The organism is Falsiroseomonas sp. E2-1-a20 (assembly GCF_051433195.1).
Lineage (GTDB): Bacteria > Pseudomonadota > Alphaproteobacteria > Acetobacterales > Acetobacteraceae > Falsiroseomonas.
Map to the genome: position 1 here is coordinate 1 of NZ_JBHMFT010000057.1, position 17,417 is coordinate 17,417.

Consider the following 17,417-nt stretch of genomic DNA (forward strand, 5'->3'; position numbering starts at 1 on the left):
CTGCAAGCACGCCTGTCGCGGAGCCCTCGAAGGCTCCGGCACCCGCGACACCGCCACCCGCGACACCCGCGCTGGTGGCGCCCGCACCCGAGAAGCCCGTCATCGTCACGCCGGCTCCCGATCCCGTGAAGCTGGACGTGCTGAAGATCGGCATTGCGCAGGACGCCTGGCAGGGCGATGCGCGCTACACGATCTCGCTCGACGGCAAGCAGATCGGTGGCGAGCGTGTCGCGAAGGCCTCCGCCGCCAAGGGCGAGATGGACATCATCACGTTGACGGGCGACTTCAACGACAGCGTGCACAAGCTGGGCGTCACCTTCCTGAACGACCTCTGGGGCGGCACCGCGAAGACCGACCGCAACTTGTATGTCGAGAAGCTGATCCTCAACGACATCGACCTGAAGAAGTCGGCCGACCTGCTGATCAACGGCACCGCCAAGTTTGAGTTCAAGGCGGCGGCAGAAGCCGTGCCTGCGGCGACCATCGGCAGCGGGCCGGATGTTCTGCGGGTGGCGCTGTCGCAGGATGCCTACAAGGGCGACGCGACCTTCCTGCTGTTCCTCGACGGCAAGCAACTCGGCGGGCTGCGCAGCGTCGATGCGTCGCACGCCGCGGGCGAGCGTGACTTTATCGAGATCCGCGGCGACTTCGATCCCGGCGATCACATTCTCGGGGTCCGCTTTACCAATGACCTGTGGGGAGGCACCGCCAGCGCCGACCGCAACCTCTACGTGGAATCGCTCGAGCTGAACAGCGCAAACCTGAACGCGCAGGCCGCCTTGCTGTCGAACGGAGACGTCTTTTTGCAATTCTGATCTGGATTTTCGAGACGACAGCAACGTTATCGACGTGCTTCTAATGTCGCCATGCTTCGGTAGTCGTGCGTGAAGAACGCGGTCTCAGCCCGCAGCGAGCGACGCGGATGGCGGTGGAGCCGTCGGTCTGCTGATGGCGAAAAGGAGGAGAAGGAATGCGAGAAGCCGGATCAGCCAGGCGCGGAGGAGATGGAGGTTGTGGCTTGCGGCGGCGGAAATGACGTTGATGGCGCCGTCCGCGGCGCCGGCGAAGAGGTTGCTGCCGCGATGGCCGTCGCTTTTCAGATGCCCAATCACTGGCTCGATTGCAACTCTGTGCCTGATCTCGCGACAAATGGAGGTCATGGCGCTGCGCTTCCGGCCGAAGACGAAGACGCGCGCCTTATCGTCGTCATGGCCGCAGTCGACACAGGTATGCTCGATGGCACGCCTGTCATGCGCGCGGTCTGGATGATCTGATTGGCGCACATTTGGCCATCGATGGGTTGTCCACAGTCATTTCCGCCAATACAGGTTGCGCCGACGAGGGTGAGGCGCCGGTACGGAGACTCTCAGCTTAGAGCCCGCCGACGCACAGCCGAAGGCAATCTGCCGCAAAGCCACTACCAAGCTGACTCCTTCCGTTGACAGACCAACTAAAAATTAGCATAATTAAGGCGGAAAAGATACGGATGCCATAGACAATGTTGCATTTCATCCGTTGCATTATGGGCCTTGAGCCGCGCATGCCTCGCGACAGGATGCTCGTCCTCTTTCAAGAAGGGCGTTGCCATCAGTGCGGGTTAAGTCTTCCGCAACTAGCCTGCTCTCCGGCATGTCCGTTTGGCCCCATCAGCGCCAACGCGCAAAAGCTCCCGGTCTCGAGCAGCCGGTCCGGTGCCGGCCTGGGGTAGCTGTCGGTGAGTTTTAGGCACACGGGTCCACACACCAAAAATGCTAAAATTGCCTGGGCAGTTTCAAATCAGGTCGTAGGCGGAGTATCCGTCGGCAGCCTGGACATTCGCTTGGCGAGGCCGAGAGACTCCAAGTAGGCAAAGGCCATGCAGGTCATCAGCACGTGCCGGTGCAGACCGTCTAGGACCTGTCTTCAAGGAGGCACAAGCCAAGCTCTTGTTAAGTTGCTGGTGTATCTGCTCGCATACCCAGCGCGCCTTGATAGCGGCGGCCAGCGCCCCAGCGAGGCCCGCGGCGGCCGGTTCGAGAGGTAGTCCATTTAAGAATGGCAGGTCGGTTGTCGCGATCACCGCCGCCTTCTCCGCCCGGTCGGCAATCACCTAAAACAACAGCTCGTAGTCCGTCTCGGCGAGCGGCACGCTGACTTCCGGTGGTGCCGCGGCCAAGCCGGCTCATGCGGTCGCCAGGCGGCGGCTAAAAACACGGGTGGCGCCCGCCGATGGATCAACAAGCCATCATCGTGCGTGTTTTTGTGCGCTGCTGGCTTGGCAGCACCCTACCGCTTGCGGCTTTGTCGCGGTGGCGAAAGCTGCTTCCGCACCCCTGCGCAGCCGTGGAGGTTCCTCTGACCAGCCTGCATCGTCCGGACGCCTTGCACGAGCCCGTCCCCGTGGCTCCGTTCCTGCGCATCGACCCGCCGAAGTCGCGCAGCTGGTCGATCGCGGCATTTGGCGAAGCCGTGCTCGTCTTCGTGCTGGCGCTGCTTGTGAGGATGGACGCGATGACGGGCCTGCCGCCGCAGGCCGACGAGCTGTATCATTTTTACGCGGCGCGGTCGTACCTCGCCGATGGCAGCCTCAGCGTTTTTTCAGGTACCTACCTTCGCGCCGCAGATTTCACGCGTCTTGTCGCGGCCGCCATGAGCCTGTTCGGCGACAGCCTCAGCGCCGCCCGCGTCCCGTCCCTGTTGGCCAGCGCGGTGCTCGTCGCCACGCTGTATCTCTGGCTGCGAAGGGAGGCGGGGCGTGGCGCCGCGGCCATCGCCGCTGCATTGCTCATCTTCCTGTATCCCAACGTGCTGGTCGGCACACTGGTGCGCTTCTATGCGTTGCAGGCGCTACTGTTCTGGCTCGGTACGGCGCTGCTGTACCGGGTGGTGGTAGAAGCTCGGCCAAGGTTCGGTTCGGCAATGTTGTCTGGCGTGGCACTGCTGCTCCTGGTGGCCGCGGCACGGCTGCAGATCGTCACGCTAATCGGGCTAGCGGCCTTCGGCGCATGGGCGGCGCTGTACCTCACTTGGCGTATGCGCGACGCGGTACCGCGCCTGTGGCTCGTGCTGGGCTGGCTTGGGCTGCTGGTGGCGACCGGCGTGCTGGCCTACGCCGTGGCGCAGACCGGATTTGGCGCCAGGCTGCTGCAGACCTACCGCTCTGCCGCCCTTTGGGCGGAGCCGAACCGGGACAACGTGTTTTTCTACTACCACCTACTAGCGCGGCATTACGGTATACTGGGCAACTACCTGCCGCTGGCCGCGCTGGCCGCCTTTGCCTTCCGTCCGCGCCCGGCGCTGTATTGCGGGGTGGTGCTGGCGGGCGGGCTGGTGCTGCATTCCTTTGGCGGCATGAAGCAGGACCGCTACGTCGCCTACCTCATGCCGCATCTCGCTGCCCTCTGGGCTATGGCACTCTGGCCGCTGCTGATAGCCCTGCGAGATCGCCTGATCGTCCTGCTAGCACAACGCTGGCGGCTGGCGCGGCCGCTCGTCACCGCTGCGGTCGCCCTGCTGCTGGCGGCGCTGCTGGTTAAGGAGACTTCGATGCTGGAGCGGACGGTGCGCTCTATCGTGCTGTCACCGGATCGGCCGTTGGTGATGGATGTCGGGCGCGGCTGGCAGGCCAACCGCGCCCGGCTGGTGCCGCTGGTGTGGGATGCGGAGGTGTTCATCGCCGATGACGACCTACAGGCCGCCTACCATGTTGGCCGCGCTGACTTCTTCATGAACCGCAGTCAGCTGCTGGAAAACGATCCGCCAGATGAATTTGTACGCGATTTTCGCACTGGTACGCCGATGATCAGCAGCGCCGATTCGCTGCGCACCATCTTCGCCTGCTTCGACCGCGGGCTGCTGGTCAGCGGGGACCTTGCCCTGTCTTGGCTGACGGCCGAGGCGCGGGAGGTGATCGCCGCGCATTCCACGCCACTGGAGCTTGTGCCGCCAATCCATGGTTACGTATGGGATCGCCGGCGCAATGGTGGCAGTGTGGAGCCCCCCGCGGCATGCAACCGTTTGCGCGGTTTCGCGGCGGAAACCGCGCCCGCGCGCTCTGCACGCTGAACACTGGTCGGTACGAACTGCATCTGTCCACTTGCCGGCGCTTCGAGGCGTCGCAGACAGAGGAAATTTGCTGCACCACCAGCCTCAGTGACACCCATTAGGTGTTGTCCAGACTTGTCCTGGTCATAACCGCGTTTTTCTAAGCATCGAGAACTTATAGGATAGCGCGCCCGAAGACCGGAACAGACTTTAGCTAGATGGTTTGGTCACAGAGCTTTTGGAGATGTCGTACATGTGTGGCCTTATGGGTCTGTTCCACCCGCTCGATCCGGCGACACAGGATTTTGCGCCGCTGCTTCGCGCGGCGGGCCTGCGGCGGCATCGCGAGCTCAGTAGCGAAACCAGATCTGCGAACCCGCACGTCGGCCTCAACTACCGGTGCATCGCGATATTCGACCTCGCCAGTGGTGCGCAGCCGATGGCAGAGGATAGCCGAATGATTATCTACTTCAATAAGGATACTTTCTGGTTGGCATACAATTACAGCGAGCCACTGCGGGCGCTGCAGAGTATTTTGTGCGGATTAAGTACGAGAATACTGAAGGTCTTCTTGTCAGTCTGCTACGTTTCGGACTCAAAAAGAGTTATTTCCTGCAGTGCCCCGTTGACCAGGGCAAAGATCGCGCTGGCATGACAACAGAACCTACCGGTAACAACATGCTGGCCCGTACTGCGCGCGGCGCCTTTTGGGTCGTGGCTTGGCGCATGTCCACACGAGTGATGGGGCTGTGCAGCACGCTGATTCTGGTGCGGCTGCTGGCACCAGGGGATTTTGGCCTGATCGCTCTCGCAACCTCCTTCGCGGTGGCGCTGGAGGCGAGCCTGGTGATCGGTGTGGAAGACCAGATCGTGCGCGCTAAGGCGCCAAGCCGCGCGATGTACGATACAGGCTTTACGTTGAACCTGCTGCGCGGCCTGCTGGTGGCCGTGTTGATCGTGCTAATTGCTGCGCCGGCTGGGCGCTTCTTCGGTGATGCACGATTAGAGCCGGTGCTGCTAGCGCTCGCACTTTCGGCGGCGCTCAGTGGGCTCGCGAACATTGGCGTCGCGGATTTCCGGCGGCACCTACAATTCGAACGGGAATTTGCGCTGAACCTTTACCCTCGCATGGTCGGCATCGTGGTAACGGTGACGCTGGCCTTCCTGGTGCAAAGCCATTGGGCGCTGGTAGCCGGCATTCTTACCAACAGGCTCGGTGCGGTTTTGATGAGCTACCTTATGCACCCTTTCCGCCCTCGGCTGACGCTTTCGGCTTGGCGCGACTTGGCAGGTGTCTCTGCCTGGTCCTGGGGCATCAACGTTGCTCACATGATTAAGGACCGCATTGACAGCGTAGTAATCGGCCGCGTCCTCGGCACTACCTCTGTTGGCCACTATGCGGTAGGAATGGAAGTGGCCGCGCTGCCGGCGACAGAATTGGTGGACCCGATTTGTCGTGCCTGTATGCCTGGCTTCGCCGCTAGCAGGCGTGCCGACGGTGGTGGCTCTGGGCAAGATGACTACCTCCGCATAATGTCGCTGATGGCTTTACTAATCTTGCCAGCGGGCGTCGGCATCTCAGCGGTTGCCGGACCGGTTGTGGCACTCGGTTTCGGGCAGGCGTGGCTGGAGGCAGTGCCGGTAGTTGCGGTGCTTGGCATCGGCGGCATCCTGACGTCCTTCGGCAACGTCAGCATGGCGCTGCTCAGTGCGCATACACGTCTGGCGACGCTGCTCAGCATCGCGCTGTCCGCCGCAGCGTTGCGCATCGCGCTGCTGCTGATGTTAGTGCCGGCCTATGGCATTACCGGCGCGGCCCTTGCTGTCAGCATCACGGTAATCAGCGAACATCTAGCGCTGCTGCTGTTCGCGCTTTCGTTAGTGGGGCTGCGGCTGCCAGCGCTGCTAGCGCGGCTGTGGCGGCCAGTGGTCTCCGTAGTCGCCATGGCGCTGCTGATGTGGAAGACGGGTCTCGGTTGGGCCGCGGCGCCGCCAAACGCAGTTGATGCCGCGCGCCTGCTGCTCACGGGCGTCGCCCTTGGCGCGAGCAGCTACATCCTTATGCTGTCAGCGTTGTGGGCGGTGTCCGGCCGCAAGCTAGGCGCAGAGACGGATCTATTCGAGTTGCTCCGCCGCGTGGCCCTGCGCGTACCGGGGCTACGGATAATGATAGCAAATGGCGGTTGACGTGCCGATCCTGAAATCGTGCAAGTATTCAGCCCGTGAATTACCGTGGCCTGCTGCGGCCTAGTGTCAACGGGGTGAATAAGGCCACTGGCGGCATACCGCAGCGAACCTAACCGGCTCCGCCGCTACTTCAATCGGCGGCACGCCCGCTCGCCCGGACGAAGCGTTCGGCCCGGCTGTAAGCCGCAGCCAGTGAGGGATCCAGGTTCTGCCCCGCTGTCAGGGTCAGCCGTACGAAGCGGGCAAGGTCCGTCACTTCACGCGGATCAATGGACCATGCGCCGAGTGCGAAGCGCATCGCCGCCGCCCGCCGCCCTGAAAGCAGGTTGTTCAGCGCAAGACCCTTGTAAGCCGCGTACCGTGCCCAGCGCAGCTCGCGGGCAAAGTCCTTCAGCAGAGGCTCAGCTCGCGCGACCTCATGCATGAGGACATATGCAGGCGAAAGTCGCCGCTCCGACGCCATCAGGCTTTCGCGTTCGCGGCGCCAAGCGTAAGTTTCAATATCCATAAAGTACAGCTTAGTAATAATTGAAAGCTTTGTCATCAAAAAACAATCTTCGTGAAAATAGAGATTGTGTGCAAAGCCGCCTGCGCGCAGCAGAGTATCTTTCCTCGCTATAGTGGAACCCAGGTGTAGCCAGGAATTACTGATGAAGTGTCGAGTAAGCTGTGTTCCTTTTAGCAGGATAATACGATCCGCCAATCTCTCCCCGTCTGTCTCGTTTAGCAGTGACGGCGGCGCTGTGCGGCTGCCGTCTGCCATGATATTAACAATACGGCTACTGATCCATTGTGCATCGGGCGCTAATCGCAGCAGATTGAGGGTTGCCTCGATTCGACCCGGAATCCACAGGTCATCGGAGTCGATAAATCCGATCCAGTCTCCTTTAGCAGCCTCAAGTCCGGCCCCCCGAGCTGCGGACGGTCCGCCATTCGTACGCTGGCGTATTACACGAACGCGAGAGTCGCTCGTGGCAAGACGCGCAAGCTCGGACACTGTGGCGGCATTGGTCGATACATCGTCCAGAAGAAGCAGTTCGATCACATGATCGCCGCCTTCCGCGAGCACAGATGCAACGGCCGCCGCGAGGAGATCCGGCGGCGTGTTGTAGACCGGACAAATCACGCTCATTCGCATTGTGCCAAGCTACAGACTTCATCCGCTGGCGGCTAGGATGCTGTGCGGGGGAAAAGAAAATTTGATTTTCAGAGGGGCCTCGCAACAAAGCGCACTCAGCGGCCTTTGCGCCCCGCATTGGGACAATGGAGAACAGGTTCTGCTCATGAACGGGCGCTTCGGGCAGGGCCACTACTTGTGCGCAGGCCGCTAAACTTGGCCTCCTTGACCTTGACCCAAGCAGACGAAGCTGGTGCCCCATTTAAGCGGCAGCATTTCTTCGATGAAGTGTGAGTTCTGGTAATATTGCCACGTAACATATCTGTCATGTAGGAGGGGGTTCCCGGGATATTGAGGATGGAGATGCCGATCCATTCGTGCTTCGGGGACCTCGGAGGTGGTATGCTGACACTTGATGAGTCGCTGTTCCTTTTGATTAACGGTTGGGTCGGAACAAGTTGGAGTTTTGACCACCTCGTTTTCAGGATCGCTCATTCCCACCTTCTGAAGGGCAGCGTTCTGGTCGCGCTGCTGTGGTGGAGTTGGCATCGGGCGCAAAGCCAAGCCCGGGCAAGCGTCATCCTACGCACCGTAGTGGGCGTTCTGATGGCTGTCGCAGTGGCCCGCGCCATGCAGAACCTGCTGCCAGCGCGCCTTCGGCCAGCACATGATCCAGCGCTACTCGAACGTGGCTTCGTGCTGTTTGACGAATTCGACCCGGCCATCCTGGAGGGGCTGAGTTCCTTTCCCAGCGACCACGCAGTGCTTGCTTTTGCGATGGCCACCGCCGTCTTCCTGGAGCATCGCAGGCTCGGTATCGTGGCAATGGTCTGGGCGTTGCTGACCAGCTGCCTGCCACGTGTCTACTTGGGCATGCGCTACCCTGGGGATATCATCGCTGGGGCCATCGTCGGCACCCTTGTCATGCTGGCTGTTGCGAGCCTGCCTGTGCCGCAGTTGCTGGACCGCAGAGTGGAGACGCTGGCCCTTCGGCATCGCGGCTTATTCTATGCTGTGCTGTTCCTCGCCACCTCACAGATGGCCACGGTCTTCGTGGACTCACGCGCTCTCTTCGGCACCGTTGCCAATTTGGTGCTGCTGCACCTGCCTCGATTATAGGAGAGACTTGTCGCTTTCTCCTTCTGGTGCGCGCTCCGGCGCTTCCTGGCAAAGCCGCCCCCGTTGACCGCGGCTGGCGCGCAATTCGAGATCCACTGGACCGCTTCGGGTTCGCCAAAGGCTTCTTGGTATGGGTTGCGCTTCCAGGCACATGGCCCAGTAGGGTTTGCCGCCTCAGCCTCCGTCGGCATCAACGATGCGCTTCACCTGCATCGGGTGCCAGGCGTGCCCGCCGGCAGGCGCCGGCACGCCGCGTGCGGTCAGCGCCGCGGCGAGCGCACGTAGCGTCGTCGCGCCGGCGCGACGCGCAGCCTCGACACAGGGCAGCACGTCGGCGGCGCGGGCGCGCGAGATCTGCTGCTTCACCACCGCCGCCGCGTGCGCCTGATCGGGCGTGCCGGCGCGCAGGCGCGGGTTGCCAAGCACCACGCCGCGCGCCTTCGCCATGACCAGCGCCGCGCGCGTGCGCTGGCTGATCAGCCCGGCCTCGAGTTCGGCGACGGCGGCCATCTGTGTTACCAGGAACTTGCCGACCGGCCTGGGCGGGACGGTGGGCAGGCCGACCTGGATAAGATTCTCGCCTGATCGGAGGTGCCGGGATCGGACGCAGTACATTCAGCCGCAAGTTCAAGCTCAAGGCGTCGCAGTGACGGGCTTCTAGAACTGAAAATAGACAAACTCCTTAACGTCGGCCATCAGCGTCAGGGCGAACAGGAAGGCCGCAGCGGCCAGCATGGCTGCGGCGACCGATGGCCGGAAGCGCAGCCCGCGCGTAACGGCATTGTGCCGCCGCCCCACCCCGTCCACGATCTCCTGGGAGTTCGGCGCGAACAGCACGATCGCCCAGCCGGCGCCCAACGCAATTAGCGAGGCGAACAGGGCAATCATCGGACCAAAGCCGGTTTCGCCTTCCAGCGTCACGGCGTGGCGGCCTAGCAGCACATCGACAAGCTGACCCACCACGGGAGGGCGTGGACCAATACCGTTAAGCCCGAACAGGCCGGACAACACCGACATCGCCGTAGTGAAATCCGGCGAGGCAAACAACGTCCAGCCGACCATCACCGCCAACAGCGTCAGCCCCCAGGCGATTGGCCCCGGCAACGTCAGACGCCACCCGGCCGCCACGGCGCGCCTGGCAGCCTCCACCCAGGCGTGGTTGACCAGCAGATACATCCCGTGCAGGAGCCCCCAGACCAGAAAGGTCCATCCGGCGCCATGCCAGATGCCGCCAAGCAGCATGGTCAGAACCAGGTTCAGGTACCGCCGCCGCGGCCCAAGCCTGTTGCCGCCGAGCGGGACATAGACGTAGTCGCGTAGGAAGCGCGACAGGGTCATGTGCCACCGCCGCCAGAACTCAATGATGGACTGCGCCTGGTAGGGTGAGGCGAAGTTGTAGGGCAGGCGGATGCCGAACATGCGCGCCAGCCCTACCGCCATGTCCGAGTAGCCGGAGAAGTCGAAATACAGCCCGATGGTGAAGGCGCTGACAGCAAGCCAGGCCTCCTGCATCCCGGGCATGCCGCCACTGGTGAAGGTTGGCGTCGCCAGCGCGCCAACTGGATCGGCGATGGCCAGCTTCTTGAACAGACCGATGACGAAGAAAGCGATGCCCGCGGCCACGTCGGCGCTCTCCAGGCGCCAGCCAGGGGGCAGTTGGAACTGCGGAATCAGCTCCCGGTGATGGACGATGGGTCCGGCGATGAGCTGCGGGAAGAACGTGACGAACAGCAGGTAGTCCAGCAGCCCGCCGGTCGGCACCTGACCGCGCCGCACATCGACCAGGAAGGCGATCTGCTGGAAGGTGTGGAAGGAGATTGCCAGCGGTAGCACCACCGCCTCAATCGTCCATGCCTGCCCGGTCAGCGCGCCGACATTCCCGATCACAAACGCGCTGTATTTGAACCAGGCGAGCATCGCGATGTTGGCGGCGACGCCGAAGGCCATGAGGTGGCCGGCAAGCTGCGGCCGCGGTCCATGCAGCGCCCGTGCAATCGCCTTCCCCATCAGGTGGTTGGCGATAATGGTCACCACCAGCAGACCAAGATACGGCACGCTCCACCAGCCGTAGAACACCAGTGAGGCGAGCAGCAGCCAGGCGCGCGCAAGCTGCATACGCTTCGCCGCGGTCAGCACCAGGAACCCGGCCAGCGTTAGCGGCAGGAAAACGAAGATGAAGATGTGCGAATTGAACAGCATCGGCCGAGCTACCGGCTGCCCAGGGTGTTGGTGCCACGCAGCCTGGACGTCGAGGCGGACAGGTTCTCCGCGATGAATTCGCTGAATTCGGTGTGGTACGGATACAGCAGGTGAACGGGATCGGCGAAGCGGTCATTTGACCAGGCCAGGCCACGGCCATCGATTAGCAGGCTTTCGTTCCGGCGCAGCGCCCCCGAGATACGGCGGGTCCATTCCTCCACCACGAAGCCATCCGGGTCGAAGGAAGCGGCCCAGGCGGGCATCACCGGCAACGTCACCACCACAAGGCGAACGTCGTGCGCCGCCGCCGCCGCTTCCATTCGGGTTATCGCGGCATCGCAACGCCGATCGAGCACGGGCTCCGGAAAATAGCTGTGGGTCTGGCGCAATACGCTGGTGCCATGGCCGTCTTCGGCGTAGCGGACGGCCCTGATGTCGCGCATCCGGTACTGGCGGATCGCCTCGCGCAGCAGCCAGAGCGGGCGGAATGCCGTGAAGTGGACCAACCAGGAAGGTGCCAGGCCGGACAGATAGGCGCCGACCATGCGCGGATCGAAGAACGCCGTATCGCTATCGGTGCACGCCTCAAAATCACGCGGCGCGAGCACCACCAGCAGCGTCTCCACCTGCCTCATGCGCGCCAGTAAGAACTGCGCCAGGAAGGCCGTCTGGTCCACCTGCAGGTAGCAGGGAGCGGCGTTGATCCCGCGCAGTCCCGGCAGGCGACGCTCCAGTGTCGGGATATCGAGGTTGCGCCAAGTGGCGGAGGATCCGACCGCGACCAGCGTCTGCCTGGCCAGAGGGGCGTCCCGCAACAGCGCAAACTTGTCGTTGAAGCAGGGGGTCGCCGTGACGGGTGGGGAGGCCAGCAGGCCTTTCCGCTGCAGCGACGCCGAGGTGGCGGAGGCGATCGCGGCCGGTCTGCTGCGTGCCAGCCCCGGGGCGCAAATCGTGCGCTGTCCGGTTGTGGATGGTGGCGAAGGCTTCGCATGCACCCTCGCGCTGCGCAGCGGCGGAACTGTGGAGCAAGTCACCGTCAGCGGCCCGCTCGGCCGCGAGGTCGAGGCGCATCTCGGCTGGTTCGGCACGGCGCCAGCGCGAACGGCGGTGATCGAGATGGCTTCGGCGGCCGGGCTGCGGCTGGTGCCGCCCAATGGCCGTGACCCGCTGCGCACCACCACGCGCGGCGTCGGCGAATTGATCCGCCGGGCGCTCGACCGCGGGGCGAAGCGCATTCTGCTTGGCTGCGGCGACAGTGGCACCAGCGACGCCGGCGCCGGCATGGCCGCGGCACTCGGGATCCGCTTCCTCGACGCATCTGGATCCGAGCTGCCGGAGGGCGGCGGGGCGCTCGCCGACCTCGCCAGGATCGATGCCAGCGGGCTCGACCCGCGCCTCGCCGCGGTGCCGATCGAGGTCGCCTGCAACACCCGCATTCTCCTGACCGGTTCCGCCGGCGTCGCGCGCGGCTTCGCGCCGCAAAAAGGTGCGACGTCCGAAGGGGTGCGCCGGCTGGAGCGGGGGCTGGAGCGGTTTGCCGCGATCGCGGCGCGGGATTGCGGCGCCCTCGGCTTGGATGCGTTACCCGGTGGTGGCGCCTCGGGCGGCCTCGGTGCCGGGCTGCACGCGCTGCTAGGGGCACGTCTACGCTCGTGGCAGGAGGTCGTGCTTCCGGGGATCGGGCTCGAGCGCGAGATCGCCATTGCCGACCTCGTCGTGACCGCGGAGGGGGGCATCGATGCGCAGACGCCGCATGGCAAGATCCCGGCCGTGATTGCACGCCGCGCGCAGGCCCATGGCGTGCCTGTGCTGGCGCTTGCCGGCTGTATCGGAGAGGGGGCCGGCGCGGTGCATGGGGCCGGGATCGGCGCGGTCTTCTCCACCCTCGGAGCGGCCGTCCCGCTGGCCGAGGCGATCCGCCGGGCGCCCGCGGATATCGCCTGGACCGCGGAGCAGGCGTTGCGCGGCGTGCTGCTTGGCGCTGGCATCTCCGCACTCCGCTGCCAGGGACCCGCCGCCCGTGCCGCCTGAGCCGGCGGTACCTCCCATCGCCGCGACTCACCTTCCCTCCGCGCCGCGTCTGGCCGGGATGGAGGGCAACCGGTTCCCGCTGGCTTGCATCCTGCGAAGCCGCTCCGCACTCCTCGCCGGCCTCGCCGCTTTCCTCGCCACCGCGCTGCTGCTGGCCGACGGGCTGGACGCGCGTGGCCGCGTCGCCCTCTTCGCCTTCGGCCTCGCCCTGCTGCTCTGGACCGGAACGCGACTGCCGGCGGCCGCGGTTGCCCTCGGCACGGCGCTGCTGGCCGTGCTGGGCGGGGCGGCGCCGCAGGACGCGCTGCTGGAAAGCCTCGGCAACGGGGTGGTCTGGTTGATGATCGGTGCCTTCATGCTGGGCCATGCGATACGCGTGACCGGCCTGGCGGACCGACTCACGGCCTTGGTCGCCGGTCAGGCCCGCAGCGTCGGGGGGCTGCTTTGGCTGGTGACCTTCGCGCTGGTGCCGCTCGCCCTCCTCATCCCCTCGACCTCGGCGCGCGCCGCTATCGCCCTGCCGGTGCTGCGCCCACTGGCCGAGGCGGCGGACGATCCGCGCGTGACGCGGGCGCTCATGCTGCTCGCGCCGGTGGTCATTCTCCTTTCCACAACGGGCTCCCTGGTCGGCGCTGGCTCGCATCTGATGGCCAACGAAATCCTGGCCGAGGCTGGCGGGGCGCGCATCGGCTTCGCTGCCTGGATGCTCTATGGCCTGCCCTTCGCAGCAATGTCCTGCGCGATGAGCTGCGTGGCGATCGGCTGGCTTTTTCTGGACCGGCCGATCCGGCAACGCCCGTTGCAGATTGAGGTGGCGCCACCGGCGCCGCTCGGCCGACCCGCCCGGACGACGCTCGGCATCGGCGCGGGGATGGTGCTGCTTTGGCTCGGCTCGGCGCGGCATGCGCTCGACCCCGCGACGGTCGCCGTGCTCGGCGCGCTCGCCCTGACCCTGCCCGGCTTCGGCCCGCTATCGTGGAAGGAGGCGGTGGGCGGCGTTGCCTGGGACCTGGTCATCTTCGTCGCCGCCGCACTCGTGCTGGGCGAGGCGCTGATCGCGACCGGCGCCGCCGCCTGGCTGCTCGGCGCGCTGTCCTCCTGTCTCGGCCTCCATGCCGGAAGCGCCGGCCCGGCCCTGCTGGCCGGCATCGCCGTGCTGTCACTGACGGCACACCTCGCCATGACCTCCCATGCCGCCCGCACCGCCGCGCTGCTGCCGCCGGTGCTGCTGCTGGCCGAGGAGGCAGGGCTGCCACTTGCCGCAGTCGCCTTCGTGGCGACCATCGGCATCGACTATTGCCTGACCACGCCCGTCAGTTCCAAGGCGCTGCTGATGTTCCAGGAGGAGGGTGGCTGGCGCCCCTCCGACCTCCTTCGCCTCTCGGCCCTGCTGCTGCCGGCGCACCTGCTGCTGATCGGGATCTTCACGCTGAGCTGGTGGCGCTGGGTCGGGCTGCTGCCCTGACCCGCCCTCAGCCGCCGCAGCCCGGGGCGCGCAGTATCCCCCAGCCATAGACCGCGTCGCGGCCCGGTGTGCCGCGATCCTCCGCAGTGGCGGTCAGGCGGTCGAGCAGCAGGCCGATGCCGGCTTCCGGCGCAGCACCGCGCAGCGCGGCGAGGCTGGCCGTCACGAAGGGTGCGGCGAAGGAGGTGCCGGACCGCAGCATCCCGGGCCGCCCACCTGAACCGGCGGTCCAGAGACGCACGCCGGGCGCCGCCAGGTCGATATGCGGGCCGGCATTCGCGCGGGGATAGACCCTGCCGGCGCTGTCCACCGCCGTCACGGCGACTACGCCCGGATAGGCGGCAGGGTAGAGCGGCGCGGCGCGTGGCCCGCCATTGCCGGCCGCCGCCACCATCGCCACGTCGCGCGCCCGCACCGCGGCAACCGCACGCTCCATCACGGCATTGGGCGGTCCCGCGAAGCTGAGGTTGATCACCGCGACGCCACGGCCCACCAGCGCGCCCAGGGCGCGGGTGACGTCGAAGGCATCCGCCGTGTCGTCACCGGCCGCGCCACGATGGAAGGCCTCGGCCACCAGAAGCGGCGCGCCGGGCAGCAGGCCCGGGGCCGGACCATCCGGCCGTCCCGCGATCAGCGCCGCCACGGCTGTACCGTGGGTGGCGGCGGCGGGGCGGCGGTCGGGGCCGAGGACCGACAGCCGCTCGATTGTGGCACCGGCGAGAGCCGGATGGCCGGGATCGACGGCGGTGTCCACCAGGCCGATCGGCGCGGCGGCTGGGCAGGTGGTGCCGGAGGTCGCCCAGCCCACCATCTCGAAGGCATCGCAGCCCGCTTCATCGCAGGCGAAGGCATTGGGGCGGTAGAGGTGGTTGTCATCCAGCACCGCGCCCGGCAGCAGCCTGCGCAGGCGGTTGCGCGCCCCAGCCGCGCTCTCGCCCGGCCGACCGCGCAGGCGGGCGACGATACCGCCGAGCAACGGCAAATCCGCCCGTGCCTGCACCGAAAAGCCCCGCCCCACCACGCGCTGCAGGTCGGCGGCCAGCGGCACGGACACCACGAATTCAGGCGCGACCCGTGCCGGGGGACGCCGCCGCGGACGGTCGTCGTCATCGTCGTCGTCGTCATCATCGTCGTCATCATCAGCCCAGGCAACCGCTCCGCCCGGCGTGGCATCGCCCAGAGGTGCCGCCAGAGATGGCGCGAGGACCGCCAGGGCGATGGCGCAGGCCGGCAGGCGCAGCCGCCGCAGCAGGGTGGTGAGAAGGGGCATGCTGCAACTCCAGCCGAGGTATCTTCAGGGACCATAACGTGCCGGCCGGAGATTTATGCCAAGGCGGCGGAATGGATCGGCCGGTCCCCACGTTGTAGGGGCAGGACACGGGATGTCGGACAGGGGCGCGTTGGGCGGGATGACAGCGGAACTCGGCCCAGGAATCGTGGCCCTCCTGCCGCGGCTGCGCGCCTTCGCCCGATCCCTTGCCAGGTCGCGGGACGCTGCGGACGACCTCGTTCAGGCGACCTGCGAGCGTGCGCTCCGCGCCTCGGACAGCTTCGCGCCAGGCACGCGGCTGGATGCCTGGCTGTTCCGGATCATGCGCAACCGCTGGATCGACCTGCACCGGGCCGCGCGCCCTCAGCTCTCGCTCGACGATCCGGACCTTGGCCCGGCGCTGGAACTGGAAGCGCCACCCGGCGACGATCCGGAACTGCGGCTGCGGCTCGCCGAGGTGCGGGATGTCATGGGCCGACTGCCGGAGGCCCAGCGCTCCGTCCTTGTGCTCGTCTGCGTCCAGGGCCTGAGCTACCGCGAGGCAGCGGATGTGCTGGAGGTGCCGGTCGGCACGATCATGAGCCGGCTCGCCCGGGCCAGGTCTGCGGTCGGCGCAGCCCTCGGGGCGGAGCAACTGCAGAAGAAGGAGGTCGGTCATGGCTGATGCGCAGCCGTATCCCGATGAGGTCCTGATGGCCTTCGCCGATGGCGAGCTGGACGACGCGACGCGCGAGGCGGTCGCCGAAGCGGCGCGCAGCGATGCGGCGGTCGCCGCGCGCATCGCTGCCTTCCGCGCCTCGGGCGAGGCCGCGCGCGAGGCCTTCGCTGGCATCATATCCGCGCCGGTGCCGCAGCGCTTGGTCGGCGCCGCCACGTGCCCGCCCGCCAGCAACGTCGTGCCGTTCCCCGCCCGGCGGTTCGGCAGAGCGGCGACGCTGGCCATGGCTGCCTCGGTGGCCGGGGTCGCGGTCTTGGGCGGCTACCTGGCCGGGCAACGCAGCGGCGCCCCCGGCTTGCTCGCCACCGGGCCGGAACTCGTTGCGGCGCTCGATACGCAGCCCTCCGGCGCCGCATTAGGCGGTGGGACGCGGGTCACCGGCAGCTATGCCGTGCCGGACGGCGTCTGTCGGAGCTTCGAGCGGTCCGACGAAGGGCTGCGCGGCCTTGCCTGCAAGCGGGGCGCGACCTGGCAGGTAGAAATGGCCGTCGCCGCCTCGGGAGGAATCACTCCCGCTTCCGACCGCGCCGGCGCCGTTCTGGATGCCACACTCGACGCGCTCGGCGCTTCCGCGCCGCTTTCAGCCGAGGAGGAAGCGGCGCTGCGGGGCCGCCAGTGGACGCCCTGACAGCCGCAGGTCGGCGCGTCGCCTGTGCCGATCCACACTTCGATCTGAGCATCGTAATCGTGTTCGGGATGGGCGCGTCAGATGTTCGGTCGCGATGGATTGGGGCCCGACAGGATGCCGCGCGCGAATGGCAGCCAGAGCGCCCGTTCCGTCACGAGCAGCGCGACCAATGCCAGCATCAAGCCTGCCGCGGCTGGGCCTCCGTCGATGGTGCCGAAGGCCGCCGTGAGCAGGAGCAGCAGGATGCGGCGAGCACGAGCAGGATTGCCGGCGTGGCTGTTGGCACCCGGTCCAGCCGCCAGATGATAACTGCCATCAGGATACCGCCAAGCCCATAACGCTCAGGCTGTCATCTGCGCCGAGGGCTCGCAACTGATCCTCGCCACCAGTGTCGTCGCCACCCCTGCAGACACGCCGAGCTTCGCCTTGACCCTCCTTGGCACGGAGGGGGGCATCGGCTTGCCCAGGATTGTCCTGGCCGACACCAGCTTCGCCTCGGGCAAGGCCGTCGCCGCTCTCGAGGCACGGGGATCGAGCCGCTTGTTGCAGTCGGCCATACCCAGCCGCACCGCCCCTACAACTTCCGACCCCCACCGTAGCCCAAGACACCGCGCCCCGTCACCGAACCCTGGCGCCTTGCCATGCTGGCCAAGTTGGAGC

Annotated in this window: 15 protein-coding genes and 2 pseudogenes; 11 read left to right on the plus strand and 6 right to left on the minus strand. The window is 66.1% G+C overall.

The window, feature by feature from the left end:
- Both ACFHPP_RS28020 and ACFHPP_RS28025 read left to right on the plus strand, forming a co-directional pair.
- Positions 1 to 815, plus strand: an 815-nt coding sequence (locus ACFHPP_RS28020) for a carbohydrate-binding domain-containing protein (protein ID WP_437166536.1), incomplete at its 5' end; no start/stop codon positions are given.
- 69 nt (positions 816 to 884) lie between these two features.
- The gene (locus tag ACFHPP_RS28025; protein WP_437166537.1) at positions 885 to 1,274 is read left to right on the plus strand and encodes a hypothetical protein; all 390 of its coding nucleotides are present in this window, start codon (positions 885 to 887) and stop codon (positions 1,272 to 1,274) included.
- 502 nt (positions 1,275 to 1,776) lie between these two features.
- On the opposite strand, the pseudogene ACFHPP_RS28030 reads toward ACFHPP_RS28025, so the two are convergent.
- A pseudogene (locus ACFHPP_RS28030) lies at positions 1,777 to 2,022 on the minus strand (IS701 family transposase); the annotation flags it as partial.
- 186 nt (positions 2,023 to 2,208) lie between these two features.
- On the opposite strand from ACFHPP_RS28030, the gene ACFHPP_RS28035 reads away from it, so the two are divergent.
- From ACFHPP_RS28035 to ACFHPP_RS28045, 3 genes are all read left to right on the plus strand, one after another.
- The gene (locus ACFHPP_RS28035; protein WP_437166538.1) at positions 2,209 to 4,044 is read left to right on the plus strand and encodes a hypothetical protein; all 1,836 of its coding nucleotides are present in this window, start codon (positions 2,209 to 2,211) and stop codon (positions 4,042 to 4,044) included.
- Positions 4,045 to 4,276: 232 nt separating this feature from the next.
- A complete protein-coding gene (locus ACFHPP_RS28040) occupies positions 4,277 to 4,678 on the plus strand; it encodes a hypothetical protein (protein ID WP_437166539.1) in 402 nt (133 codons plus the stop codon).
- Positions 4,675 to 6,210 (plus strand): oligosaccharide flippase family protein, encoded by a 1,536-nt coding sequence (locus ACFHPP_RS28045; protein WP_437166540.1) that lies wholly within the window; start codon positions 4,675 to 4,677, stop codon positions 6,208 to 6,210. The genes ACFHPP_RS28040 and ACFHPP_RS28045 overlap by 4 nt, the downstream gene beginning before the upstream one ends.
- 130 nt (positions 6,211 to 6,340) lie before the next feature.
- Here the strand turns inward: ACFHPP_RS28045 and ACFHPP_RS28050 are convergent, their stop codons facing one another.
- The gene (locus ACFHPP_RS28050; RefSeq protein WP_437166541.1) at positions 6,341 to 7,342 is read right to left on the minus strand and encodes a glycosyltransferase family 2 protein; all 1,002 of its coding nucleotides are present in this window, start codon (positions 7,340 to 7,342) and stop codon (positions 6,341 to 6,343) included.
- A gap of 342 nt (positions 7,343 to 7,684) precedes the next feature.
- On the opposite strand from ACFHPP_RS28050, the gene ACFHPP_RS28055 reads away from it, so the two are divergent.
- On the plus strand, positions 7,685 to 8,446 hold the full coding sequence (locus ACFHPP_RS28055) for a phosphatase PAP2 family protein (RefSeq protein ID WP_437166542.1): 762 nt from the start codon (positions 7,685 to 7,687) through the stop codon (positions 8,444 to 8,446).
- A gap of 174 nt (positions 8,447 to 8,620) precedes the next feature.
- Here ACFHPP_RS28055 and ACFHPP_RS28060 read toward each other — a convergent pair whose 3' ends face one another.
- From ACFHPP_RS28060 to ACFHPP_RS28070, 3 genes are read right to left on the minus strand one after another with little or no spacing between them, the layout of a single operon-like run.
- A complete protein-coding gene (locus ACFHPP_RS28060; protein ID WP_437166543.1) occupies positions 8,621 to 9,061 on the minus strand; it encodes a recombinase family protein in 441 nt (146 codons plus the stop codon).
- A gap of 42 nt (positions 9,062 to 9,103) precedes the next feature.
- Positions 9,104 to 10,645, minus strand: a complete 1,542-nt coding sequence (locus ACFHPP_RS28065; RefSeq protein WP_437166544.1) for an MBOAT family O-acyltransferase — start codon at positions 10,643 to 10,645, stop codon at positions 9,104 to 9,106.
- Positions 10,646 to 10,653: 8 nt separating this feature from the next.
- Positions 10,654 to 11,322: a hypothetical protein gene (locus ACFHPP_RS28070; protein ID WP_437166545.1), complete on the minus strand. Its 669-nt coding sequence runs from the start codon at positions 11,320 to 11,322 to the stop codon at positions 10,654 to 10,656.
- A gap of 220 nt (positions 11,323 to 11,542) precedes the next feature.
- Between ACFHPP_RS28070 and ACFHPP_RS28075 the strand changes: the two genes are divergently transcribed.
- Positions 11,543 to 12,676 (plus strand): glycerate kinase family protein, encoded by a 1,134-nt coding sequence (locus ACFHPP_RS28075; RefSeq protein ID WP_437166546.1) that lies wholly within the window; start codon positions 11,543 to 11,545, stop codon positions 12,674 to 12,676.
- Positions 12,666 to 14,141: an SLC13 family permease gene (locus ACFHPP_RS28080; RefSeq protein ID WP_437166547.1), complete on the plus strand. Its 1,476-nt coding sequence runs from the start codon at positions 12,666 to 12,668 to the stop codon at positions 14,139 to 14,141. Before ACFHPP_RS28075 ends, ACFHPP_RS28080 begins: the two co-directional genes overlap by 11 nt.
- Positions 14,142 to 14,148: 7 nt before the next feature.
- Here ACFHPP_RS28080 and ACFHPP_RS28085 read toward each other — a convergent pair whose 3' ends face one another.
- Complete coding sequence (locus ACFHPP_RS28085; protein WP_437166548.1) at positions 14,149 to 15,411, minus strand: S8 family serine peptidase; 1,263 nt, start codon at positions 15,409 to 15,411, stop codon at positions 14,149 to 14,151.
- 166 nt (positions 15,412 to 15,577) lie between these two features.
- On the opposite strand from ACFHPP_RS28085, the gene ACFHPP_RS28090 reads away from it, so the two are divergent.
- The 3 genes and pseudogenes from ACFHPP_RS28090 to ACFHPP_RS28100 all read left to right on the plus strand — a co-directional run.
- On the plus strand, positions 15,578 to 16,075 hold the full coding sequence (locus ACFHPP_RS28090; protein ID WP_437166549.1) for an RNA polymerase sigma factor: 498 nt from the start codon (positions 15,578 to 15,580) through the stop codon (positions 16,073 to 16,075).
- Positions 16,068 to 16,757: a hypothetical protein gene (locus ACFHPP_RS28095; protein WP_437166550.1), complete on the plus strand. Its 690-nt coding sequence runs from the start codon at positions 16,068 to 16,070 to the stop codon at positions 16,755 to 16,757. Before ACFHPP_RS28090 ends, ACFHPP_RS28095 begins: the two co-directional genes overlap by 8 nt.
- Before the next feature lie 321 nt (positions 16,758 to 17,078).
- Positions 17,079 to 17,417: pseudogene (locus ACFHPP_RS28100) on the plus strand (IS5/IS1182 family transposase); the annotation flags it as partial.